This window comes from Mobilitalea sibirica (assembly GCF_015999265.1).
Lineage (GTDB): Bacteria > Bacillota > Clostridia > Lachnospirales > Lachnospiraceae > Mobilitalea > Mobilitalea sibirica.
Map to the genome: position 1 here is coordinate 81747 of NZ_JAEAGR010000006.1, position 24508 is coordinate 106254.

18 protein-coding genes are annotated in these 24508 nt (G+C 35.2%); 15 read left to right on the forward strand and 3 right to left on the reverse strand.

What is annotated here, in order from left to right:
* The first annotated feature begins 396 nt into the window (after nucleotides 1-396).
* The 12 genes from rlmD to I5677_RS07700 all read left to right on the forward strand — a co-directional run bounded on the left by rlmD (nucleotide 397) and on the right by I5677_RS07700 (nucleotide 18729).
* Complete coding sequence (gene rlmD, locus I5677_RS07645) at nucleotides 397-1767, forward strand: 23S rRNA (uracil(1939)-C(5))-methyltransferase RlmD (protein ID WP_197660984.1); 1371 nt, start codon at nucleotides 397-399, stop codon at nucleotides 1765-1767.
* A 422-nt stretch (nucleotides 1768-2189) separates the two neighbouring features.
* On the forward strand, nucleotides 2190-2699 hold the full coding sequence (locus I5677_RS07650; RefSeq protein ID WP_197660985.1) for a hypothetical protein: 510 nt from the start codon (nucleotides 2190-2192) through the stop codon (nucleotides 2697-2699).
* Nucleotides 2692-2916, forward strand: coding sequence for a helix-turn-helix transcriptional regulator (locus I5677_RS07655; RefSeq protein ID WP_197660986.1), 225 nt, complete (start codon nucleotides 2692-2694; stop codon nucleotides 2914-2916). Before I5677_RS07650 ends, I5677_RS07655 begins: the two co-directional genes overlap by 8 nt.
* 4 nt (nucleotides 2917-2920) lie before the next feature.
* On the forward strand, nucleotides 2921-3880 hold the full coding sequence (locus tag I5677_RS07660) for an NAD(P)-dependent alcohol dehydrogenase (RefSeq protein ID WP_197660987.1): 960 nt from the start codon (nucleotides 2921-2923) through the stop codon (nucleotides 3878-3880).
* Between the two features lie 390 nt (nucleotides 3881-4270).
* On the forward strand, nucleotides 4271-6286 hold the full coding sequence (locus I5677_RS07665; protein WP_197660988.1) for a leucine-rich repeat domain-containing protein: 2016 nt from the start codon (nucleotides 4271-4273) through the stop codon (nucleotides 6284-6286).
* Nucleotides 6287-6627: 341 nt separating this feature from the next.
* The gene (locus I5677_RS07670; protein WP_197660989.1) at nucleotides 6628-7785 is read left to right on the forward strand and encodes an aldo/keto reductase; all 1158 of its coding nucleotides are present in this window, start codon (nucleotides 6628-6630) and stop codon (nucleotides 7783-7785) included.
* Between the two features lie 284 nt (nucleotides 7786-8069).
* Complete coding sequence (locus I5677_RS07675) at nucleotides 8070-8699, forward strand: hypothetical protein (protein WP_197660990.1); 630 nt, start codon at nucleotides 8070-8072, stop codon at nucleotides 8697-8699.
* Nucleotides 8696-10714: a flotillin family protein gene (locus I5677_RS07680; protein ID WP_197660991.1), complete on the forward strand. Its 2019-nt coding sequence runs from the start codon at nucleotides 8696-8698 to the stop codon at nucleotides 10712-10714. The genes I5677_RS07675 and I5677_RS07680 overlap by 4 nt, the downstream gene beginning before the upstream one ends.
* 62 nt (nucleotides 10715-10776) lie before the next feature.
* The gene (locus I5677_RS07685; protein WP_243456524.1) at nucleotides 10777-15717 is read left to right on the forward strand and encodes a DNA repair ATPase; all 4941 of its coding nucleotides are present in this window, start codon (nucleotides 10777-10779) and stop codon (nucleotides 15715-15717) included.
* A 952-nt stretch (nucleotides 15718-16669) separates the two neighbouring features.
* Nucleotides 16670-17134 carry a LytTR family DNA-binding domain-containing protein gene (locus I5677_RS07690; protein WP_197660992.1) on the forward strand — a complete coding sequence of 155 codons (465 nt, stop codon included), beginning with the start codon at nucleotides 16670-16672 and terminating at the stop codon, nucleotides 17132-17134.
* Nucleotides 17131-17835, forward strand: coding sequence for a LiaF transmembrane domain-containing protein (locus I5677_RS07695; RefSeq protein WP_197660993.1), 705 nt, complete (start codon nucleotides 17131-17133; stop codon nucleotides 17833-17835). Before I5677_RS07690 ends, I5677_RS07695 begins: the two co-directional genes overlap by 4 nt.
* Before the next feature lie 270 nt (nucleotides 17836-18105).
* Complete coding sequence (locus tag I5677_RS07700; protein WP_197660994.1) at nucleotides 18106-18729, forward strand: YczE/YyaS/YitT family protein; 624 nt, start codon at nucleotides 18106-18108, stop codon at nucleotides 18727-18729.
* Between the two features lie 101 nt (nucleotides 18730-18830).
* Here the strand turns inward: I5677_RS07700 and I5677_RS07705 are convergent, their stop codons facing one another.
* The gene (locus I5677_RS07705; RefSeq protein ID WP_197660995.1) at nucleotides 18831-18968 is read right to left on the reverse strand and encodes a hypothetical protein; all 138 of its coding nucleotides are present in this window, start codon (nucleotides 18966-18968) and stop codon (nucleotides 18831-18833) included.
* A 161-nt stretch (nucleotides 18969-19129) separates the two neighbouring features.
* Nucleotides 19130-20320 carry a coenzyme F420-0:L-glutamate ligase gene (locus I5677_RS07710; protein WP_197660996.1) on the reverse strand — a complete coding sequence of 397 codons (1191 nt, stop codon included), beginning with the start codon at nucleotides 20318-20320 and terminating at the stop codon, nucleotides 19130-19132.
* Between the two features lie 460 nt (nucleotides 20321-20780).
* On the opposite strand from I5677_RS07710, the gene I5677_RS07715 reads away from it, so the two are divergent.
* The 3 genes from I5677_RS07715 to I5677_RS07725 are packed head-to-tail and all read left to right on the forward strand — an operon-like array spanning nucleotide 20781 to nucleotide 23304.
* Nucleotides 20781-21440, forward strand: coding sequence for a cobalamin B12-binding domain-containing protein (locus tag I5677_RS07715; protein WP_197660997.1), 660 nt, complete (start codon nucleotides 20781-20783; stop codon nucleotides 21438-21440).
* Nucleotides 21437-22603: an ABC transporter permease gene (locus I5677_RS07720; protein WP_197660998.1), complete on the forward strand. Its 1167-nt coding sequence runs from the start codon at nucleotides 21437-21439 to the stop codon at nucleotides 22601-22603. Before I5677_RS07715 ends, I5677_RS07720 begins: the two co-directional genes overlap by 4 nt.
* A gap of 14 nt (nucleotides 22604-22617) precedes the next feature.
* Nucleotides 22618-23304 carry an ABC transporter ATP-binding protein gene (locus I5677_RS07725; RefSeq protein ID WP_197660999.1) on the forward strand — a complete coding sequence of 229 codons (687 nt, stop codon included), beginning with the start codon at nucleotides 22618-22620 and terminating at the stop codon, nucleotides 23302-23304.
* Nucleotides 23305-23551: 247 nt separating this feature from the next.
* On the opposite strand, the gene I5677_RS07730 is transcribed toward I5677_RS07725, so the two are convergent.
* The gene (locus I5677_RS07730; protein ID WP_197661000.1) at nucleotides 23552-24196 is read right to left on the reverse strand and encodes an FMN-dependent NADH-azoreductase; all 645 of its coding nucleotides are present in this window, start codon (nucleotides 24194-24196) and stop codon (nucleotides 23552-23554) included.
* Nucleotides 24197-24508 lie beyond the last annotated feature (312 nt).

Here is a 24508-nt window from a genome sequence, read left to right on the forward strand (position 1 = left end):
ATATTCTTTATTAAATATTAAGTGCAGTATGGCTTATTGATTTATATTAAACAGCAGATCCTCTATTAATTTATTATCTGAAACAATACGAGTTATTCAGTTAGCTTGCAGCGTGTAAATAATCGTACCTAAGAATGATTGAATAAACAATGAAAAGGTTTTGCAATGGATAATCATAAAATTTGTGGATTTCCTCTCATTATTTTAACATATGTGTGGATAGACGAATCAGATTATCAGAGGAAAGCATGTAATTAATTAGAGCAGTAATAGAAGTAAATATATGAGAAGATAAGAATATAAAAAAGTTAGTAATATAAAATCACGCTTTTCGTATATTTAATTTGATATTTAGATAGCTTAGATATAATTGAAGTTGAACGGTTGGTGAGTAACATGGAGGCAGCAGTTAAGAAAAATGATCAGGTAGAGGTTACGATTGAAGACATTGGATCTGACGGAGAAGGTATCGGTAAATATAAGGGATATACACTGTTTATCAAAGACACCGTTGTTGGGGATAAAGCTTTAGTCAAAGTTATGAAGACAGGGAAGACCTATGGCTATGCAAGATTAGTGGAACTAATTACACCATCAGGCTCCCGCATACAGCCCCGATGTCCAATCGCTGATAAGTGTGGCGGTTGTCAGTTGCAGCACATGGATTATAAGAAGCAGTTAGAATATAAAGAAAATAAAGTTAGGAACTGCCTTACACGGATTGGGGGCTTTACAAAGATACCTATGGAACCAATCTGTGGCATGGAGGAACCTTATTATTATCGTAATAAATCCCAGTTTCCGGTTGGTAGGAAAAAAGACGGAACATTGTCCATTGGCTTTTATGCCGGGAGAACTCATTCCATTATTGATACGCAGCATTGCTATATTGGGGCAAAGGTTAATGTAGATATCCTAAAGTTTATGCGGACTTTTATCGAGCAATATCACATAGAACCTTATGATGAGGAAACCCATAAGGGCTTGCTAAGACATATCCTGACCCGGGTTGGATTTCAGACCGGCGAAATTATGGTATGTCTGGTGATCAACGGTAATAATTTACCCCACAGGGAAAAACTTGTGGAGGGACTTAAGAATATTCAGGGTATGAAAAGTATCTGTCTGAATATTAATACCTCAAAAACGAATGTTATTCTTGGGGATAAGGTTATACCGATTTGGGGAGAACCTTATATAACTGATAGTATAGGTCCGATCAAATATCAGATATCTCCTCTTTCTTTTTACCAGGTGAATCCGGAGCAGACCAAGAAGCTATATGAGTTGGCGCTACAGTATGCTGATTTACACGGGGATGAAATCGTATGGGATCTATATTGCGGTATTGGAACGATATCTTTATTCCTCGCTCAGAAGGCTAAGAAGGTATATGGAGTAGAGATTATACCCCAAGCTATTGAGGATGCGAAAACCAATGCCAGAATTAATGGAATAGATAATGCAGAGTTTTATGTAGGGGCAGCAGAAGAGGTGCTTCCCAGAATGTATAAAGAGAAAAAAGTCAAAGCAGATGTAATCGTTGTAGATCCTCCAAGGAAGGGCTGCGATCAGAGTCTTCTGGATACCATTCTGGAAATGGGTCCCAAAAGAGTAGTATATGTATCCTGTGACCCGGCTACCCTAGCGAGGGATTTGAAATATCTGTGTGAGAAGGATTACGACCTGGTGAAGGTGCAGGCGGTAGATCAGTTTGGCCATAGTGTGCACGTTGAGACGGTCGTACTTTTGAGCAAAAAGAACTAGCAAAAACCCAGTAAAATCAATGGGTTTAACTATTTCTTCTTACCCACCCTTAAATTGAGAGTTTATGTATTTAGTGCCAAATTGATGCTCCGATAAACCAGGGGTAAACAATTTGGCATTAATCATATGATTTGGCAAAAAACAATAACCTTTTGGCATATTTGCTTACTTTTTACAAAAAAATACTTTGTCTCCTTTTTTAGGAGTACAAAAACGCAGCATGAACTTAGTATTATTACACTTTATAATATACCATCATGGTTACAAGGTGGCATCTCATGTTACATTTAGACTGAACCTCTAGGTATACTTTTATTTTGGATCACAATGTAAAAAAATGGTTTACATGTAAAAAATATTTGACATATGGTAAAATGTAGCTTACAATATGTATATAAATTAATACACAAGGAGTGTTGAGTATGTCATATCAGGAAAAAAGAACTATAGTATCGATAATTACAGGACTATTTATACTAGTGGCTTACGGCATCTATGCTTTTGAGAAATATCAATCTGGAGTCATTGCCGCAGATGATATAAAAGCCTGGGCAGGTATAATGCTGGTTTTTATCGGTATAGGCGTAGTATTAGCAATTGTCATTCAAATCGTTTTCCATATACTGCTATCCATAACAATAGCTATACAGGAAAGAGCTAGAACTGGCAGATGTGGTGATGATAAGGAAATTGAAAAAACAATTAGTGCCAAAATGGTAACTGATGAAATGGATAAGCTTATTGAGTTAAAGTCAATGCGAGTTAGTTTTATAATAGCAGGCATAGGCTTTGTAACAGCATTGGTAACACAGCTTTTCAACTATCCACCCGCAGTACTTCTTAATGTACTGTTCATATCCTTCAGTGCAGGATCATTGCTTGAGGGATTAGCGCAGATATACTTTTACAGAAGGGGGATTAAAAATGGCTAAGAAGATTCTGATAACAAACAACATCAGACAGTTCCGTTTCTTTGCCAATGAAATGACACAGCAGCAGCTGGCCGAAAAAGTCGGAGTATCAAGGCAGACGATATTGGCAATAGAGGCTGGTAAGTATTCTCCTTCTTTGGAGCTTGCTTTTCGGATAGCAGATGCATTTGGGGTAAAGATTGGGGAAGTATTCGATTATGAAGTAAAAGGGGAGTAATAAGATGAAAGCAGTTGTATATGATAAAAGTAAAGCTCCTGAAGTTCTTGTATTAAGGGAAGTGGAAAAGCCTATTCCTGGTGACAATGAAGTCCTGGTTAGAATCTTTGCAGTTTCTTTAAATGCCGCTGATTACCGTTCAATGAGGATGGGGATTATACCCAAACGGAAAATCTTTGGTTCCGATATTGCTGGTTGTATAGAAGCGACGGGTAAGAATGTAATAAAGCTTGCAGTAGGAGATGAAGTATTTGGAGATTTATCTTCCTGTGGCTTCGGGGGTTTTGCTGAATATGTTGTCGTACCTGAAAGATTATTAGCATTAAAGCCGAAGGATGTTTCCTTTGAAGTTGCGGCTGCTGTCCCAATGGCGGCGGTTACTGCTCTCCAGGCTGTGCGCAGTAAAGGAAATATTCAACAGGGAAAAAGAGTTTTGATTTATGGTGCCGGGGGAGGCGTAGGTACTTTTGCCGTACAGCTATCCAAATATTTTGGAGCTGAAGTAACAGCTGTTTGCAGTGAGAATAAAGTACAACTGGTAAAGGATCTCGGAGCAGACCATGTTATTAACTATAATGAACAGGATTTTACCAAAGGCGGAAAAAAGTATGACCTTGTGCTAGCTGTAAATGGAAAAAATTCACTTACTGAATATAAGCATATTTTAACAAAAAGAGGTATTTTTGTAGTGGTGGGAGGAGCATTATCTCAGCTTATTAAAACTATGCTGTTTGGAGCATTCATGTCAATTGGTGGTAAGAAAATGACATTCCTAGCAGCGAAACCAAATATGGAGGATTTGGAATTTATAATCAAGCTTGTGCAAGAGGGTAAGATTAATCCAGTCATGGACAGACGATATTCACTTCATGAAACCGCTGAAGCAATGCGGTATCTTAGTGAAGGCCATGCTAGGGGAAAAGTTGTAATCAATGTTGTCCATAGTACTCATGCATTTTATTAGTGATAAGGGATTACCTTCCTACAAAGACACTGCGTTATTATGCTGAAATAGGATTAACTCTTCTTTTTGGAAGCAGTTCTGAAACGATGGTTTTCTCAATAAAATTATACAATAGTTTAAAGAATTATATACTAGTTATGTTTGCAACCTAAATTAAGTTCAGATGTATAACTATAACATATCATATATAGAGGTAAAGGGATTAAACTGCTAACGCAATTTAACCCCTTTACCTTTTATTATGTAGTATTTATAAATTCATTAACAAAAAAATACTAGAGCTACTATAAGCAGGTGGTGAATTTTTCTAATTAGCACTGGTAAAATAATGAAAACTAATTTATTATAGGTATTGAGTGTAATTAAAATGAAAAATTGGAGGATCTTCTCATGAAATTAAAACAGAAACAAGTTATAATAATAATTTCCCTATTCGTATTGATTGGCTTAGGCTTTCTTTTATATAAATCAAATAACCAACCTGAGGCTAATCCTACTGATAAACAAGAAGGACAAAAAAGTACTCAGGCAGAAGATAATAACAAGCAAAAAGAGATTAGCAACTCAAAGGAAGATGACGAAAAACACACAGATGACAATACGGAGCAAGAAAATGAAAACAACCTTCCAAAAGAAAATGAATCCCAAGAGAATATAGAAAAACTTTCCGGGGCAGAGGAAAGCACTTCATCAGCAGGAGATAAAGCCGAACAGACGGACGATAACAAAGCACCGACAGAAGATAATTCACAACAAACTGAGAATAATGCAGAACAAGTTAACGAAAAAACAAAGACAGAAGTTAATACACCGGTAGCAGAGGGTGGTTCGTTTCAAGTAAAGGAACATACCTACCGGGTTTTATCCACCTCACAGAAATCAGTAGCATTAATTAACACAACGCAGCAAAATGGTGATTTTATTGTACCCTCGGAAGTTACCTATAACAATAATACTTACGTAGTTACTCAAATTGGTGGAGATTTTAAGGAAGTTAGCAGGCTGGATGCCGATGAAAGCAGATACTATTCTTATTATATAGGATCTTTTTCAGACAATGAATTTAGTAGTATAACTATCCCGAAATCTGTAACGAGAATTGCTGACTATTCCTTTTATGGTATCACAAATTTACAAAAAGTTACGATTAACAGTGATGAAATTACAATAGGTAAATACGCGATAAGTAATCTATCTGGTCTTATGTTTAAGGAACGTACCTTAAATATCAATGCGAAAAAAGTTACACTGGAGGAGGGAGCCTTATCTAACGCTCTCATGACCTCTATAACCATTCATGCTGACCAGTTATCCGTTGGTGACTATGCTTTGGCTTTAGCACCAAAAGGTACTAAGTTACCCCAGGGAACTACAAATATCGGTAATTATGCTTTTGATGGATGTATTGGTACCTTTACCATACCCAAAGATGTAAGCTCCATCGGAGAAGGAGCATTTTATAAGATGAAGCTTAAATTAGAGGAAGGTAATAAATACTACAAAATATCAAACGGTGTTCTTTATAATATGGAAGGGACTGAATTAATACGAGCATTTGATTTATCAGGAGCATTTACCATTCCTTCCAAGGTAACATCTATAAAACAATATGCTTTTGCTTATTCCAATGTAACAGAGATTACTACTTCTGAAAACATGAAAGAATTACCTGAGTATGCATTTTATCAATGTCCTAAACTTACTAAGGTTATAGTCACGGAGGGTATTGAAGCGATAGGAAATAGTTCTTTTTATGATACAAAGTTATCCGATGTGACTTTACCGGACTCTTTAATAACAATTGGAGATTATGCATTTTTCAACAACAAATCGTTAAAAAGTATTAATTTACCACCTAAGATTATGTCCATAGGAACAAAAGCTTTCTATCGCACCGGTATTTCAAAAGTTCGAGTACCTGCTTCTGTAAAAGAGATTCGTAGAGAAGCCTTTGGTTTATATTCGACAGGGGATAACTCAGGGGTCACTATTACCTTTGAAGAAGGCAATGATTACTTTGAGCAAATAGATAATATTGTCTATAAAAAGGGTACTTCTAGAGTCCTTATGATAATTCTTGATCCTAACTCCGAAACCATAGTACTTCCTGAGGGATTAAAAGAAGTTGATGAAATAAACTTTATAAACTTTAATCAAGCTATGCAATTAGTTATTCCAGATACTGTTACAGTTATAAATGGCAAGATATTTAATTATTATTTAGATAGAGAAGATGTAGGTACTGTTCGCTTTAGCGGGATTGAAGCACCAGAGATTAAACTTGATGATGCTACTATATTTCATATTCATGCATTTGTTCCTAACGAAGGAAAGGCTAGTTATGAGGAGGCATTTTCTATCTCGCCAAATAATGAAATACAAACAGTGAGATTCATTGGGTATTAAGAGTAGACGAGCTCTGTAATTAAGATTATCAAGAAATTGTACGAAAATACTGAATAGTAAAACGAATTGTAAACGGCGGTCACTTAGTTGAATCTTTTATCTTATTATTTTAGTATATCAAAGAAAATATCTGCTGTATTTTAATGTTTCTAAAGTTTTATGGATAAATCATGGAATTTACTGGTACTCTATGCGTCATATTTATGATAAAATTATCTCATTAATCATGGATGAAAACAATCAATTAAGGATAGTAATTATTACTAATACATCAAATTCATAGTTCTGAGATATTACGGATCATCCTAATTAAAATCATATAAAAATATGGAAGGTGCAGTATGAAATACAGAAAATTAGGTAAGACCGGACTAATGGTAAGCGAATTAGCACTAGGATGTGAATATGTTTGGCACTCCGATGAAAAGGATGTCGTTGATCTCGTTCATGCTGCAATTGATGCAGGCATAAATTATATCGATATTTTTGTCGGTACTCCTTCTACCAGAGATTATTTTGGTAGAGCCTTAAAGGGTATTCGTGAAAAGGTGATTCTTGCCGGCCATTTTGGTTGTATCGATATTAATAAACAATATGTTCGAACTAGAGATATGAAGCTTTGTGAAGATTTCATACAACAATTCTATACAAGGCTTCAAACTGATTATATTGATATATTATTCTTACATAATTGTGATGAGGAAAATGATTTTAACCTTATCTTTGAGGGTGAGATGTACCGGAGGGCCCTAGAGTTAAAGAATGAGGGAAAAGCAAAATTTATAGGCTTTAGTACCCACAATACAAAGATTGCCCTTAAGGCCGTAAAAAGTGGTAAGATTGATGTTCTGATGTTTCCGGTAAATCCACTGTTTAATCATATGCCAAGAGATACAGGTATGGAGAAACTATTTAACTTAGAAATTGACGGAGCTCGTTCGGAGGAGGAAAAGTCTAATTATCCCACAAAGCAGGAGCTATATGAGGAATGTATCACCAGGGAAATAGGAATCATAGCGATGAAACCGTTTGCAGCAGGTAATGTTTTGAAAAATTATGAGGGCGGTGTACTTCAAGGCTTAATATCCCTGACTCCAGTTCAATGTATCAGTTATGTTCTGGACCAAAATCAAGCCACCATAGCACTTCCCGGTTTTAAAAATGTAAAGGAATTAAATGAGTCATTAGCTTATTTCACTGCAACTGACGAGGAAAAGGATTATAAGAAGGAACTGGAGAATAGTGATGTATATAAATTTAAGAATCAGTGTATGTACTGTAATCACTGCCAGCCCTGCCCCAACAAAATTGATATTGCTGAGGTAACTAAACTGAAGGATATGGCAGAAAAAGAAATGACGGATGAGATTGAATCAAGATATCTTGCATTAGAAGCAAACGCCGGAGACTGCCTGTTTTGTGGAGCTTGTTCTAAGCGGTGTCCGTTTGGTATTGATGTAAGTAAAAATATGAAACGTGCCTTAGAATTATTTGCCTAGTTATACATATCACGGGGTTGTCGCACTAATAGTGTGACGCCCTTTTTAATTGATGAGATAGGATCGTAGCTGAAAAGTCAAATTTCCTTAACCCAATATTTAATGTCTTTTTATTTACATTTTAATCCTATTATAATAATATTTATCTATATTTAATCTACAGGTGTTAAGATTGAGATACATCCTTTTGGAGTATGTAAAGAAAATACAGATGAGAAGGAGGTGTATATAGGAAGAGTGAACGAAGTATTTTGTGCTAATGAAGGGGGGAAAGGAAGGTTATTATGTCAGAATTATTAAAGAATGCTTTTACAGGAGGAAATCTGATACCTACCGTACTGTTAATATTAGTCGTCTTGTATTGGATTGTTGTAATTATTGGAGTCCTAGATTTTGATTTTCTGGACTTTGATTTTGATGTAGGTGACACCTCCGGTCCGTTCTATGCTCTATTAGCCTTTTTAAAGGTAGGGGAAATTCCCTTTATGTTTGTCTTTAGCATATTAATACTGAATTTTTGGATTATCGCTATGCTAATGTATTACTTGCCCATATCTCCCGGTGGAACAGTGAATACCATATTACTGTTACCTACAATGATATTAAGTATATTTATTACGAAATTCGAATGCATTCCTCTAAAGGCTATGCTAAAGAACAGTAGTATTCACAGCAACAGAGAGATCGAAACAATCGTAATTGGGCAATTTTGTACACTTAAGTGTGATGTTGAAAACGGACGACTGGGACAGGCAGAGATAAAAAGAGAAGGGGAAGGGGCTACCTTGATTATTAATGTAAAGCCCGAATTTGACGGAGTAGCATTTCATAAAGATGAAGTTGCATATGTTTACAGAAAAGATACGATTAAAGATATCTATTATATTGTTAAAATTGAAGGAGTGTTATCATGAGTTATTCAGTTCAGGTTATGTTAGTTAGTATAGGAGTAATTGTAGTAATCGTTATTGGACTACTGGCGCTGTTCTCTAGTTTCTACCATAAGGTGGAGCAAAGTAAGGTTATCATAAGAAACGGTGTTAGCGGTAATAAAGTGAGCTTTGAGGGTATTTTTGTAGTACCTATCATACATAGATATGAGGTTATGGATATCTCAGTTAAGAGAGTGGAGATTGCCAGAGAAGGAAAAGACGGTCTCATCTGTAAAGACAATCTAAGAGCGGATATCCGGGTTGCATTCTTTGTGCGAGTGAATCAAACTAGGGAGGATGTACTGAAAGTAGCGCAGTTACTTGGTTGTCAAAAGGCATCGGACCCTAAGACTTTAATGGAGTTTTTTGATGCGAAATTTTCGGAAGCATTAAAAACCGTTGGTAAAAAATTCGATTTTGTTCAGCTATATACAGAAAGAGAGACCTTTAAAAGCGAAATTCTTCAGATCATCGGAACAGACTTAAATGGTTATGTATTAGATGATGCTGCAATTGATTTTCTTGAACAGACAGATATCAATCTTCTAAATAGCAACAATATCTTAGATGCTGAGGGTATTAAGAAGATTACGGAGCTTACTGCAAAGCAGTTGGTATTAGCCAATGAGATACAAAGAGAAAAAGAAAAGACGATAAAGCAACAGGATGTAGCTGCAAGAGAGGCTATCCTAGAGCTTGAAAAGCAGAATGCGGAAGCAGAAGCGAAGCAGAAAAGAGAAATCGCAATTATCAACTCCAGAGAAACAGCGGAAGCGGAAAAGATAGCTCAGGAGGAAAGATTAAAGGCTGAGTTGGCAAGGGTGAAAACTGATGAAGAAGTTGAAGTAGCCGAACAGAATAAACAAAGACAGGTTATTGTTGCATTGAAAGCAAAGGAAAGCACGGATGCGGTTGAGACAGAACGAGTTGACAGGAAAAAATTACTGGAAAGAACAGAGAAAGAAAAATTAATTGAATTGGCTAATATTGAAAAAGAGAAAGCAGTTGAGATTGAAAGGAAAAATATTCAGGCTGTTATTAGAGAAAGAGTTACAGTTGAGAAAGATACGGTTGTTGAAGAAGAGAGAATTAAGGATACCCGTGCGGTGGCTGAGGCAGAACGTGCTAAGACGGTAGCCCTTAAAAAAGCAGAAGAAGAGGCAGAAAAAGAGCGTATTATTAAGGTTAAGACAGCAGAAGCTTCCAAACAAGCAGCGGAAAGCTTAGCAGAGAAAGCAATTATTGATGCGGATGCCAAACTGAAAGCATCTCAAAAAGAAGCTGAGGCGATTAAAATTATTGTTGATGCTAAAATTCTTGAGGAATCCACCAGTGGTATCGCTGAGTCTAAAGTAATCGAGGCAAAAGCGTTAGCAGAGGCCAAAGGAGAAACAGCGAAGATTGAGGTAAAAGAGAAAGACGGTACCGTGGAAGCGGAAGTATTAAAGAAAAAATATCTGGCTGAAGCAGAAGGAATCAAGGAAAAAGCCAACAGTATGAAAGCCTTAGACGAAGTTGGCAGAGGCCATGAAGAATTCAAGCTTAAACTGGAGAAAGAGAAAGAGATTGAGCTTGCCTCAATTAATATCCAAAAAGATATTGCGCAGTCACAAGCATCTGTGATTCAAGAAGCACTGAAATCAGCCAAAATTGATATTGTTGGCGGAGAAACCATGTTCTTTGATAAGATTATCGGTTCCATAGCACAAGGTAAATCCTATGATCGATTAGTTAATAACAGTGAAGTGCTAACGGATATTAAAGAGACATTCATAACCGGTGATCCGGAATACTTTAAGAAACAATTACAAGAATTAATCGGTCGATTTAATATAACCTCGGAAGATTTGAAGAATCTATCAATCGCAGGAGCTGTTAATAAAATGATAAACAGTGCAGAGGGTTCCGATAAAACAATGTTAGGTAAATTGCTAGAGACTGTAAATAAGGCAGGGGTTGGTAACTTACCGGCGGGAACCGTGATAGAGGGTAAGTAACTATTATATCATTCGAAGTGACAAAGCAGTTAAGAAACTTCACGTAAATGAGGTAGGTAAAGTTGGAGGATAGAGAGAAGAAAGAAATAGAGAATAAAGCAGTAGAGAACAAAAATAAAGATATGGAAAACAGTACCTATGAGGTAATTAAAAACCGTCTTACAAAACAAGGCGATGACTTAAAGGATCGGGTTGATAAGTTAAATTTATCCAGAAAAGAAGTCTTTGGTTCCATTGAAACGAAGCTTCTTAGTAGCGAGCGAATTATAACGGAGAATAATTGTATCCCCAGGGATATGGCACCGATAAATGATACTTTCCTATTTGGATACAATGTCAATGTTGGTCTTAAGTCGAAGGTTGAGCTTAGTGATGTGTTTTCAATTTATAAATATAGCGAACATACCTTCCATAAAGAAACCTTGAATATCATTCAGGATGAGCAATTTATTAAGGATTTTGAGGATCTTTATAAATATTATAAGAACACATTCTTTGCTAAGTTTACGATAATCGAACCCTATCTTTATATGATTTTCCAGACGGGAAAGTCAGCTACAGATATCAAAGCGTTCAAATGGCTCATAAAAGGGGATAAGCTAATCTATGTGGATTGCAGAAGTGAGCATGAAGTTAAGTTTGAGAATAAGAATGAATTTAACTACGTGAAAGCAACGCGGGATGATCAACGGGGTGGTGCCCATCCCCATGTATCAATTCTTGATAAAGTATTTGTAGAAACCATCGGCGGAGATTTAACGATTAAGGTTGAGGATAATACGAAGACCGGTAAGGGAATTTATACGGAAGCGGTAGAGGATAAGGATCAGAGCCTTGACGATGCAGAAATCTTTTATGCTGATTTTGGTGAAATCGTAATCCTTAAGATTCGGCCCTATAAGGAAAATGATTATCGATATTTTATATTTAATAATAAGTTAAAGAATGTTGTAAGAATTGATTGGGTGAAAGATACCTGTATGCTTTTACCGGGAAATCATGGTCTCATTTTCCCCAAAGGTTATTATCTGCAAAACGGTGAATATAAGATATTCGATGTTCCGGTAAATCACTGCGTATTTGATCAGATGATTAGTTCCGCTAACGGTGAAGATTATCAATATATTTTTTATAATATTGAAAGCGGTATTTATTTAGTATATTCCTATAATATCATTGAGCAGACAATTGATACACCCATTGTCTGCAGCGGCTATTCCCATTTTAATAACGGGGAAATGATTGTATTTAAACCGGAGAATGAACCCAGAAAGAATCATATGATACAGATATGGCAGACACCTTATGTGGGGAAAAACTATGTAAGGGAAAGTCATAGTGATTCGATACTTTTCAATATCGGTAATAAGGATATCGTTAAGTGTATGGCTGATTGTATGATCGTATATAAGCTCATTCAAAAGGGTGAGAGCTATCAGAGCATCTATCTTGATATTGTAAAAGAAGCACAACTTATCATTGATACGTATTTTTGGTTAGATAAAGAAGAAGCTTTTCATCTAAAGGAAGTACTCATTCGCATTAAAGAGACATCAACGTTTGCGATTGGGGAGTTTGAGAAAGTAATAAGAATAAAGAACGCAACCAAGAAGCAGATTACCGATGTACAAAATGAAGCAGAAGAGCTCATTAAAAAACTGGATTATGGAACCTTTGATACCGTGAATGATTATGTCAAGGTATTAGCGAATATTCGTAATCTAAGAGGTAAAATAGCTTCCCTTAGGGATTTAAGCTATACGGATCTTACGATTGTGGATACACTTGACACCGAAGTAAGAGAAAAAAACGAGGAATTTTCACAAAAATGTATTGAGTTCTTAATCCGACCTGATGGTCTTAAAGTATATTCCGATAAGGTACTTGAACTGCAAGAGGGTATATCCAAGGTTAACAAATCAAAAGAAGGGAAAGAGCTTACGCAGAGGATGAATGAAACCTCAGGCGAATTAGAACTTCTTATGGATATTGTTAGTAACTTTAAGATTGAAGATCCTACCATGACAACTGAGATCATAGAGAAAATTTCCTCCTTATTCTCTCTCTTGAATAATGCGAAAGCAAAAGTTAAATCAAGAGTTGAGGAATTTGCAAAGAGTGAGATGACGATACAGTTTAACTCGCAGATGAAACTTCTTAGTCAAGCTGTAGTTAATTATCTGGATGTCTCGGATACGGTGGATAAATGCGAGCTATACCTTAATAAGGTTATGGTTCAGATTCAAGAACTGGAAGGAAAGTTCGCTGAATTTGATGAATATGTAGTAAAACTCAGTGAAAAAAGAGAAGAATTATATAATACCTTTGAGGGTAAGAAACAATCAATTTTAGATAAATTAAATAAGCGTATTGTTAGTTTATTTGATTCCTCCGAACGTATCATGAATGGAATCGCAAATAGAATACAGGGTTTTGAAACTGTTGAAGAGATTAACGGATATATTGCAACTGATATCATGGCTGAGAAAGTTAGAGATATTATCTCCACCCTCAGAGATCTTGGCGATAATGTAAAGGCCGATGAGATTAGTTCAAAACTAAAGACCCTAAAAGAGGATACCATTCGCCAGTTAAAGGATAAGAAAGAATTATATATCAGCGGCGAGAACGTGATTAAACTGGGAAAACATCACTTCTCGGTAAATACGAAAGCAATTGATCTATCCATCGTACAAAAAGAAAATGAACTATATTATCATATCACAGGTACGGACTTCTGGGATAAGGTAGTGTATAAGGATCTGGATAAGTATCGTTATGTGTTTGATCAGAGTCTCTTATCTGAAAATACAGAGGTTTATAGAGGGGAATATCTTGCATATTCTGTTTTTGAAGCGGCAAGAAAGAAGAAATTTGAAAGTCTGGATATACTATATTCTAAGACAGAGGCAGGATTAGTGGAGCTTATTCAAAGGTTTATGGAGCCCAGATACCAAGAGGGATACACAAAAGGTGTCCATGATGTCGACGGTGCAAAGCTTCTAAAAGGGATACTGGATTTACATTATAATATTGATTTATTAATATACGGCAGTCAGGTTAGGGCTCTAGCCAGATTGTTCTGGAATTGTCTTTCCGATGCGAAAACGAAGGAGCTTTTATCCGTTCGATTAAAAGAATTGGCTAAGGTTTCGTTATATTTTAACTCTTTACCGAATCTAGATAACTATATTCCCTTTATTACCGATAAGCTTATAAAAGCGTATCAAAACATTACCTTCTTTGATAGCAAACTTATCCCTTTATCTGCAGAGTATCTTTGTAAAGAGATTATGAAAGATAAGGATTTTGTAGTCAGTAAAGAGGCGAAATATATTTATGATGGGTTTATAAAATACTTAAAAGAAAAGAAAGCTTTTGATGAGTTTTCATCATCGATGAAAAACAGCTTAAATGATATCGAAGGAGCTTTCTATCTTATCAAAGAATGGGTAAACGCGTATCGCACTGCAGTATTAGATCACGCCGATGCCTTGAAAGGACGGGATGAAGAGGAGCTGTTAGGCTTTCTGGACGAAGTAATAGTTATACTGCTTGAGAATAATTCCGGCTTAGGTAGAGTGATCAATATAGAAACAAAAACTACGATAAACGGACTGGTTGGAACGCATGGTGTAATAAAGGAAGGTAACTATACATTAGATTATTCTAAATTTATACACAAGCTAAAATATTATAGTGAAGTGATTGTCCATGATTTTCTAGAGTTTCAAAAAATAAAAAAGGAGTTGATACAGCAGTTTAAAGAGGAAATTCATTTAGATGACTTTAAACCCAAGGTACTTTCCTCCTTTGTAAGAAATAAGCTGATTGATCAGGTGTATTTGCCATTAATCGGTGATAATCTGGCAAAACAAATAGGTGTAGTCGGAGAAAATAAGCGAACCGATCTCATGGGGATGTTACTCCTCGTATCACCTCCTGGCTATGGTAAAACAACGCTGATGGAGTATGTTGCCAGTCGTCTGGGTATCATTTTAGTTAAGGTAAATGGCCCTTCCCTAGGGTATGATGTTACCTCCCTAGATCCGGAGAAGGCCAATAATTCCGGCGCAAGAGAAGAACTGAAAAAACTCAATCTTGCCCTAAAGATGGGTAACAATGTCATGATATATGTAGATGACATTCAGCATTGTAATCCGGAGTTCTTACAAAAGTTCATATCCTTATGTGACGGACAACGAAAGATTGATGGCGTATACAATGGAACAGGACAGACCTATGATTTAAGAGGCAAGAAGGTAGCTGTGGTTATGGCCGGCAATCCTTATACGGAAAGTGGTGATAAATTTAAAATACCGGATATGCTATCGAACAGAGCGGATGTATATAATCTTGGTGATATGCTCAAAGAGAATGAAGAAGCCTTTAAGCTCAGTTATATTGAAAATAGCTTAACCTCTAACCCTGTGCTTAACAAGCTATCCAACAAAAGCCAACAGGATCTATATGGAATGGTTGAGATGGCGAAGGGAGCAGATAGAGAAAGCGTTAACTTTGAGGGTACGTATTCAATCGATGAACTAGGTGAGTATATCAGTGTTATTAAAAAGCTATTTAGAGTAAGGGATATTGTACTTAAGGTTAACATGGAATATATATATTCAGCTGCTCAGGCCGATGAATACAGAAACGAACCACCGTTTAAGCTGCAGGGATCTTATAGAAATATGAATAAGATTGCAGAAAAGATTGTTTCTATTTTGAATGACGATGAATTGTTTCGTATAATCGTTGCAAGCTATGAGAATGACTGTCAGACTTTGACAACGGGAGCTGAGGCAAATATGCTCAAGTGGAAAGAAATTGTTGGTTGTTTAAATAGCGCGGAACAAACACGATGGAATGAGATTAAAAAAATATTCGTGAAAAACAAGTTGGTCAAAGGTGATGACAAGATGGGGCAGGCAGTCATGGCTCTAAGTAATCTTACAGAAAGTATAGAGATGATTAAGGATATTATGGAGAAAGGGATAAAATAATTCGAAATATTCTAATCCTTGCTGTATGCATACCCTTATTCGCATACAATATTTACTGATGAATGGAACAAAAGGAACATAAGTAGTTCTTTTAGTGAGTATGGAGTGGCAAAAAGTAAATATAAAACTGTTATATAATAAAAATGATGAAGTATGACTTACCGTAATACACTGTTGACGGGCACATTGTTGACTATATATGCTAATTAACGTTCAAATATGTTCGCTAGGGGCAGATATAATCAATAATGTGTCCGTTTGTCTGTTAGAGAGAAGTATATCTCCTATGCTTATATGTATAACATTTGAGTATACTTAAGTCATACTCCAAAATATCTTTTGTAGTAGCCCATAATTTTTTGACAGTTTCTTTTGGTAAGAGAAGGTTTATATACAAGGAGTTAAGGTAGGAAAATGAAAATAATACATTGCGAATGACAAAAATATACATATGTTTTCCAAACACGACATGTTAAATGTAAAAAAATGGTATATAATATAATTAGTTGTAACAATATTCACTGCTTTTGATAGGATTATCTGTAAATGATTATCTATTATTAGAGATAGAGATAATGATTCTTGGTTTATTCGTCTTTATTCTATATTCCCATCTTATATGTGTTTCTTATATGTGTGTACAAGATCACACAGTTACTTATGAATTAACTCTTCTTATTAATCTCAAACATATCTTCTATTAAAGATGTTAGAAACCAGGGATTTAATTATTCATGAAAGGTAAGTCTTTTTCAAAATAGTATTTGCTATTTCGAAAAAGACTTACCTTTTCGAACATTTAGGGCTATCAGTGGTATAAGCCTATAATTGAAGATGAGGCTTTCATGTCATTATGAAAAAGTTACCACTTAGGTTAAAAAACTAACCACTTACTACGCAGCTATTTACATTATCCATTTATTCATTATAATGGGATTATGGAGATGAGGAAATGAAAGTAAGAATCGAGATTAACGAAAATAATAATGATGAAGATGAAGTAATTATCCGTTGCAGCAAATTGGAGGAGAGAATCCAAAGGGTGTATGACACGGTTATGGATATTGCCAAGGGTTCAAGACACCTGATACTTAATAAAGGGAATGTGGAATATTATCTGCCACTGGATAGTATTTTGTTTTTCGAAACCTCTGATAACTGTATTAGTGCACATACAGTGAATGATGTATACGAAACCACATACCGTTTATATGAGCTGGAGGAATTACTTCCGGGTAATTTCATGAGAGTCTCAAAGTCAACCATTATAAACTTAAACCATATTTATTCAATTTCTCGAAATCTTACTGCTTCCAGTGAAATACAGTTTATAAATTCACACAAACAAGTATTTGTCTCGAGACATTACTATAAATCATTAAAATTTAGATTAGAAGAAAAGAGGAATCGTATATGAAGAAACAAAATTTATTCTGGGGACTGCTTTTAATTCTTGCTGCTGTACTTATTATTATGAATCAATTTGGATTTTTTACGGCAGGGATAAGCATGATCGATATCTTACTGACGGTCATTTTGAGTGGAATTATATTAATCAGTATTCGACATATTAATTTTTGGGGAATTTTATTTCCTCTGGCAATCATAGGTACGATATATGCTGAGGAACTAAACATCACAGAATTTACTCCATGGCCTGCTTTGCTGACAGCATTTCTATTTAGTATAGGACTCTCCCTGATATTCAACAGACATCATCATTGTTTTGCCTTTCATACCGGTAAGAGTGACTATTTTGGTAGCAGTGTTGTGAATGAACAGGATGATAATATAGTTCAATGCTCTACCAGTTTTGGTGAATGCATCAAATATGTGAATAGTGAAAATTTTGAACGGGCTAATATTAGATGTTCCTTCGGGGAAGCAAAGGTGTATTTTGATAATGCCAAAATTCCTTCCGGCAAGGCGGATATCTATTTAGATGTGTCATTTGGCGAAGCAAAGCTTTATATTCCCAAAACGTGGAAAGTGATAAATGAAGTACATGTTTTCTTAGGAGATATGAATGAAAAATACAGAGGAACCAATTCAGATACTCCTGTAGTAACCATACATGGAAATATAAGCTTTGGAGATGCAAAGATTATATATGTATAATTTTGATTATAGAAAGAGGCTGTTACAAAATGAGTTTTCGGGATATGACTCCCGACATATTCATTTTGCAATAGTCTCTTTTTATATGGTATCAAATATCGATATATTATAATTGCCGGTGAGATAGGGTATATATAGAAAAATCAAACTGAAACTGCCAATGAAAATATACTAATTTTTATAGCAAAAGACATTGAAAACCAACTAAAGTTATGGTAAAGTTATTAAACTTGACTTAATATATAACAAAATAAAAGGCGGAGAAATGATATGAAAGAAAAATATCGAAGAATTATAATGACGGTTTTTGGTGTGCTGGTAGCGGGATTTAGTGTGGGAATGTTTAATTTCTCCGCTTTTGGAATGGATCCTTTCCAGGTATTGGCCCATGGTGCTTGGATGCATATACCGATAGGTTTTGGTACGTTTTATGCAATTCTTAACTTGATTATGTTAGTAGCTATATTTTTTATTGATCGACATAAAATTGGTCTTGGAACGGTTATTAATATATTTTTATTAGGATATGTAGTGGAGTATTCCTCTTGGTTATTTCAGACGAGAATACCGGACCCTACGATTGGAATTAGAGTTACTTTTTTAATCATAGGTCTAATTATTCTATGTTTTGGATCTTCATTATATTTTATAGGCGATTTGGGAGTATCAACTTATGATGCGGTTGCACTTATTTTATCTGAAAAGAAAGTTGCACGCTTTCAATATTGTAGAATAGGTTCTGACCTAATTTGTACAACAGTAGGATTTTTACTGGGTGCTACGGTTGGAATAGGAACCGTTGTTACCGCGTTTTTTATGGGACCAATTATTACATTTTTTAATAACAGAGTATCGATTCCCTTACGTTATGGTAAAAGAAATAAAGATTTATAGTACAGAATAGTATAGGGGTTCAGAGGAATACAGGAAGGGCAGTTGCATAATGGACAAAGTTTCATTATACTACTGCCCTTCCTGATTTATAGGTGGTTCCGTTATTCATCTTTGTTTTTCGTATTGTTAGCAGAAGTATTCGTAGTGATATTCATATTGTTACTATTCGTGTTTTTTGCCCGCTCCTTATGATTTAATCCTCGTTCTTTTCGATATTTTTGGTTTGATTGCTTACTCATACACTCACATCCTTTCTTATATATTAAATATTGTCTTATACAGGTTTAAATTATTCATAACATAAAAGATGCTCCCTTCCAGATAAACAACTTTTTAACACTTGTCTACCTAGAAGGGAGCATATCATTTAGTGCGACAGCCCCATATTGAAATAAATTAATTATTTTGTATAATTATCAAAATATCCCTGTACTAAAACGATCGGAGTTCCCTTATCACCACTACCAGAGGTCAGATCACATAAAGATCCGATAAGATCGGTCAAACGTCGGGGGGTAGTACCCTGGGATAACATATTTCCCATTAAATCATTATCTTTATTTTTAATAAAATCGGAGATAGCTTTTTTTAATTCCTCTCCCTTTAAATCAGAGAAGTTATTATCGGCTAGATATTTTAGTTTCACTTCGTTCGGTTGTCCTTCTAAGCCATCGGTATAGGCAGGCGCCACCACCGGATCTGCCAACTCCCATATCTTTCCCACAGGGTCTTTAAAGGCACCGTCTCCGTAAATCATTGCTTCAATGTTCTTCCCGGTTTTTTCAAACATAATTTTTTTGATTTTATCCACAACAGGTTGACAGTCGCGAGGGAAAAGTTTAACGGTATTTTCAGTAGCTTTGTTGCTGCCAAGAAGACCAAAATTCTCATTATAGCCACTGCCGTCAAGAGGTGAAGTCATAATATCATCAAGACCTAAAACTTTATTTGCGCCGGCGGTTTTTAAGAGACGTTTAGTACGTTCTCTTGTATGAATATCACAGCAAAGAACATTCTTGGTGTATTTTAATATAGCTCTGCTATCATTCGCAAGAATAATCTCGACATCACAGCCCTCATTAGAAATCAGTTCTTTATAGTATTCGATATAATCTACACCGGTAAAGGTGTGTTTTCTATATCCGAATAGTTTACGATACATGGCCTCCGTTAACACATCGGTCCAAGGATTTATTCCTTTTTCATCCAGTAAATCTATATCAACAAGATGGTTACCAACCTCGTCGGAGGGGTAACTAAGCATTAATACGATCTTTTTTACGCCGCGTGCAATACCCTTTAAACAGATGGAAAATCTATTACGACTTAAGATAGGGAAAATTACGCCAAGCGTATCCTCGCCAAATTTATTATGAATGTCAGAAGCGATGTGGTCTATTGTAACATAATTTCCTTGTGCTCTTGCAACAACCGCTTCTGTAACAGCGATAACATCTTTGTCATTTAAATCAATATTTTCTTCTTTTGTAGCATCAAGGACACTGTTTACAACAATTTCAACGATATCATCCCCTGTACGGATAATAGGAGCACGAACTCCTCTAGATACAGTACCAATCATTCTTTCCATAACATACACTCCTTTAATGTGATTTTGTCTTTTAGAATATTTTCATTGCAGCACTAGATTTATCTAAATCAAATGTTGTAACTTGTGTACTGCTTGAAGCAACTAAACTATAATATCTTAATGTTAGTAAGGTTACCAAAGTAATTATAGCATTACATTTATGATTAGTAAAACGGTTGCTATTTATGGGTAGTATAAGCTATACTTATGCATTTGTATTTCGGTATGAATTAAATAACCAAATAGAATTATTAATTGTATTGTAGATAGGATATGTTAGATAGTCGAATGAGATAAACTACTTTATTTAATAAAATATCGCTTGTAATTTTTGGAACAAATAATTATAATAGCGGTAGATATTAATAATAATTACTATTATTAATATAAATGATTGATAAAAGTCAATAAGATTAGGTTTATTACTGATAATAGCCAAACTGGATAAGAGGAGGTATTTATGGAACAAATACTACGGGAGTTCGAAGTTTATTTTGAAGAAGAGGATAAGGAGAAAGCAGTTCAATACGTATTAAAAAAGCTTCAGGACAAAGAAATTGATGTGATTAATCTTTACAGCAATGTATTAACCCCTTTACTAAATAATATGAAATGCAGGATGGAGGATCAGAGTATCCGTATATGGAAGGAACATGTGAAAACGGCTATTATTAGAACCATAGTAGAATGCAGTTATCCTTATGTAATTGAAAAACGGGATTTAATCAATCAACCGAAACGAGGAAACGTTACAGTTTTGTGCCCACCTGACGAATATCATGATTTGGGTGCCAGAATGGTAGCTGACTTTTTTACAATATGCGGATATAATGCAATTTTTGTAGGAAGTGCCACACCGTATAGGGATTTTTATAATGCAATACCGTTAATCAAACCTGAAGTTGTGGCAATTAGTGTGAGTAATTATTATAACCTGGTCTCAGCGAAAAGAATGATTGATGAAATAAAAAAGGTTGTAAACTACCCATTAAAAATAATGGTAGGAGGATATGCTTTCCATGATGATGAGATCAGTAAGCTTAAAACAGTCGGCGCTGATTATTATGCAAAGACTTTTACAGAAATATTGAAACTGACAGAGGATGAGGTGAGTATATGAAATTAGGATTTCGTATTGCATTAAGATTTTTAAAGTCAAATAAAGGTCAAACCTTATTAATTATACTTGGTATTGCAATTGGTGTATCTGTACAGATCTTTATTGGTTCATTAATTCAAGGACTACAAAAAGGATTGATAGATAAAACCATTGGAACATCCTCTCAGATAACGATATCATCGCAAGACGGTAATCTTAATACAAAAGACTATGAGGAATTTATCGAAGTCATCCGTAAAGAGGATAGGGAAATGGAAGCGATTTCGGTGGCACTGGATAATGCAGCCTTAATGGACTATAAAGAAAATTCACAGTCTTTGTTGGTGAGAGGCTTTGAACTAAACGTGGCGGACGGCATATATGATATCTTTGACCGAATTGTTGAGGGAACCTATCCTAAGAATGATAACGAAATCATACTTGGTATAGATTTAAAAGAGGAATATGATATGGCATTACAGGAGGAGGTAACGATTAACACAGCAGAACAAAAGGTTCATTCCTTCAAAGTTGTAGGTTTTTTTGATTTTAAAGTTTCCAGCTTAAATACAGGATGGGGTATAACAACCCTTCAAACGGCACAAAACATATTTGCTACAGGTGATGTTATCTCATCAATCGAATTACAATTAAAGGAAGATTCGGTGTTTTTAGCAGATGAGATAGCAGAAAATATAAAAAAAGACATAAATCGGGAGGATATTAAGATTGTAAACTGGAAGGAGCAAAACGAATCACTTCTTAGTGGACTTCAGGGACAGAGCATATCCAGTTATATGATTCAAGTATTTGTAATGATATCGGTAGTACTGGGTATTGCCAGTGTTCTTGCAATCACCGTAATTCAGAAATCGAAACAGATTGGTATTTTAAAAGCAATGGGTATCCGCAATGTTTCTTCCAGCTATATATTTTTATTCGAGGGTCTAATCTTAGGTTTCTTTGGAGCCATACTTGGGATTGTATTGGGACTTGGACTTTCCTTTGCTTTTACAAAGTTTGCACTTAATCCGGACGGGACACCGGTTATAGATTTATACATCAATTATTCTTTTATTATGATATCGGGAATAATAGCGCTACTGGCATCTGCGTTTGCAGCAATGATACCGGCTGCGAAATCCTCTAGGCTTAACCCCATTGATATTATTCGTAACAATTAGAAAGGTGGTGTAGTATGAGTAAAATTCTTGAGTTACGCAATGTGAATAAAATATATGGAACCGAAATTAAAAATCAAGTTCTTTACGATATCAATTTATCCTTTGAGGAAGGTTCCTTTAATTCGATTATTGGTCAATCAGGTAGTGGTAAGAGCACATTGCTGAATATTATCGGAACCCTTGATAAAGCCACCTCAGGAGATGTTTATATCGAAGGTAGGGATATCAAAAAGATGTCTATAAACCAGTTAGCAGATTACAGGAACAAAACCATTGGTTTTGTATTCCAGTTCCATTATTTACTGCCGGAATTCACAGCTCTGGAAAATGTACTTATGCCTTATCGTATACAAAACGGTAAGGTGTCCAAAGAAATAGTAAGAAAAGCAGAAGAAATTATGAATCTGGTCGGATTAGAAAAAGTAAAGAATAACATGGCAACGAAGATGTCTGGTGGACAGCAACAAAGAACGGCTATAGCAAGAGCCTTAATCAATAACCCTAGAATAATACTTGCTGATGAGCCGACCGGCAATCTGGACTCAGACTCAACAGAAACCATATATGAATTACTTCGTAATATTAATGAGGAATACAAAACCACCTTTTTAATCATTACGCATGACAGACGAATAGCAGAAAAAGCAGACAGAATTGTTGAGATTAAGGATGGAAAAATTAATCTTGATATCAAGAAATAATTCGTACTGTAATGAAGAAACATAATATTATGAGAGTAAAAAATATCGATATGGGATTTGGCGTTGAAGATGTTATACTGGAAGGACAATCCTTATTTAATACTGGATGGTTAGAATGAAACGAAATACATTGAGATTGTGAAAGAATAAAAGAATTTAACAAAGATAGAGGGGGCTAAGTAAAGGTAGTAAAATTCCTTTTTATTCCCCTCTATCTTAAATAATATGCATCTGATTTCTTATAGCTTTAAGCTATCTTTTCAGCAATCGTTTTGGCGTCCTGTTTTCCTTTTTCTACAGCATCGTGCAATTCTTCCTTCGTAAATCCGGTGCTGTCAACCAAAACTTCATAAAAATTTTTAATACCGATAAATTTAAAGATGTCTTTTAAATAGGTTCCGCCATGATTCATTTTTCTTTCCAGAAACCAGGGAATACCTCCGCCGGAAGACTGAATATATACCATGTTTCTTTCTTTGTCATCCAATAAACCACCAATATCACCCGGTCCCATTTTAATTGAGATATCCTTTTGGATAATACAATCTAGATATTCTTTTAACGGAGCAGGAAACATAAGGCTCCACATAGGGGCCGCAATTACATAAGTATCTGCCTTTGTAAACTCCGTCGCAAGTTCTTTTATTCGGTCTACTTCAATTTTCTCATCCTGTGTTAAACGATTATAGTCATCTCCGTCTACTAAAGAGTTTCGGTCCTTATAATACTTATAATTTAATCTGGGAAGATGCAGATCAAAAAGATCGATTTCTTTCAGTTCATAATCTCTGTGATTTTTCAAAAAAGAATCAACAAACGCTCTACCGACTGTCTTGCTGGCTGACATATTCTCTGGTTTAGAATTGCAGGTAATATAAAGTAACTGTTTCATTAAAACACCTCTTTCTGATTATTTAATGATAGCTTTTACGAAAATAAAAGTCTTATTCGTTTCTAAAGGTTAGTTAAAACATCGTAATAATTTATAAACATAGGATTGCATGGTTGTAATAAGATTTATTGGTCATACTGCGATATAGTGCTATTATAAAAGAATAAGAGTATTTTTTATGATTTAAATAGTAAAAGTAATGCTTGAATATTGACAAGCATTCAAAAGTATCAGTATCATATTACATATCGAATAAGAGATTATATTGGTATTCTAACAGAAGGGAGATATATAATGACTTCATATAATGAG

Coding starts and splice junctions, on each gene's coding strand:
- rlmD (WP_197660984.1), top strand. CDS start 397: ATGGAGGCAGCAGTTAAGAAAAATGATCAGGTAGAGGTTACGATTGAA.
- I5677_RS07650 (WP_197660985.1), top strand. CDS start 2,190: ATGTCATATCAGGAAAAAAGAACTATAGTATCGATAATTACAGGACTA.
- I5677_RS07655 (WP_197660986.1), top strand. CDS start 2,692: ATGGCTAAGAAGATTCTGATAACAAACAACATCAGACAGTTCCGTTTC.
- I5677_RS07660 (WP_197660987.1), top strand. CDS start 2,921: ATGAAAGCAGTTGTATATGATAAAAGTAAAGCTCCTGAAGTTCTTGTA.
- I5677_RS07665 (WP_197660988.1), top strand. CDS start 4,271: ATGAAATTAAAACAGAAACAAGTTATAATAATAATTTCCCTATTCGTA.
- I5677_RS07670 (WP_197660989.1), top strand. CDS start 6,628: ATGAAATACAGAAAATTAGGTAAGACCGGACTAATGGTAAGCGAATTA.
- I5677_RS07675 (WP_197660990.1), top strand. CDS start 8,070: ATGTCAGAATTATTAAAGAATGCTTTTACAGGAGGAAATCTGATACCT.
- I5677_RS07680 (WP_197660991.1), top strand. CDS start 8,696: ATGAGTTATTCAGTTCAGGTTATGTTAGTTAGTATAGGAGTAATTGTA.
- I5677_RS07690 (WP_197660992.1), top strand. CDS start 16,670: ATGAAAGTAAGAATCGAGATTAACGAAAATAATAATGATGAAGATGAA.
- I5677_RS07695 (WP_197660993.1), top strand. CDS start 17,131: ATGAAGAAACAAAATTTATTCTGGGGACTGCTTTTAATTCTTGCTGCT.
- I5677_RS07700 (WP_197660994.1), top strand. CDS start 18,106: ATGAAAGAAAAATATCGAAGAATTATAATGACGGTTTTTGGTGTGCTG.
- I5677_RS07705 (WP_197660995.1), bottom strand. CDS start 18,968: ATGAGTAAGCAATCAAACCAAAAATATCGAAAAGAACGAGGATTAAAT.
- I5677_RS07710 (WP_197660996.1), bottom strand. CDS start 20,320: ATGGAAAGAATGATTGGTACTGTATCTAGAGGAGTTCGTGCTCCTATT.
- I5677_RS07715 (WP_197660997.1), top strand. CDS start 20,781: ATGGAACAAATACTACGGGAGTTCGAAGTTTATTTTGAAGAAGAGGAT.
- I5677_RS07720 (WP_197660998.1), top strand. CDS start 21,437: ATGAAATTAGGATTTCGTATTGCATTAAGATTTTTAAAGTCAAATAAA.
- I5677_RS07725 (WP_197660999.1), top strand. CDS start 22,618: ATGAGTAAAATTCTTGAGTTACGCAATGTGAATAAAATATATGGAACC.
- I5677_RS07730 (WP_197661000.1), bottom strand. CDS start 24,196: ATGAAACAGTTACTTTATATTACCTGCAATTCTAAACCAGAGAATATG.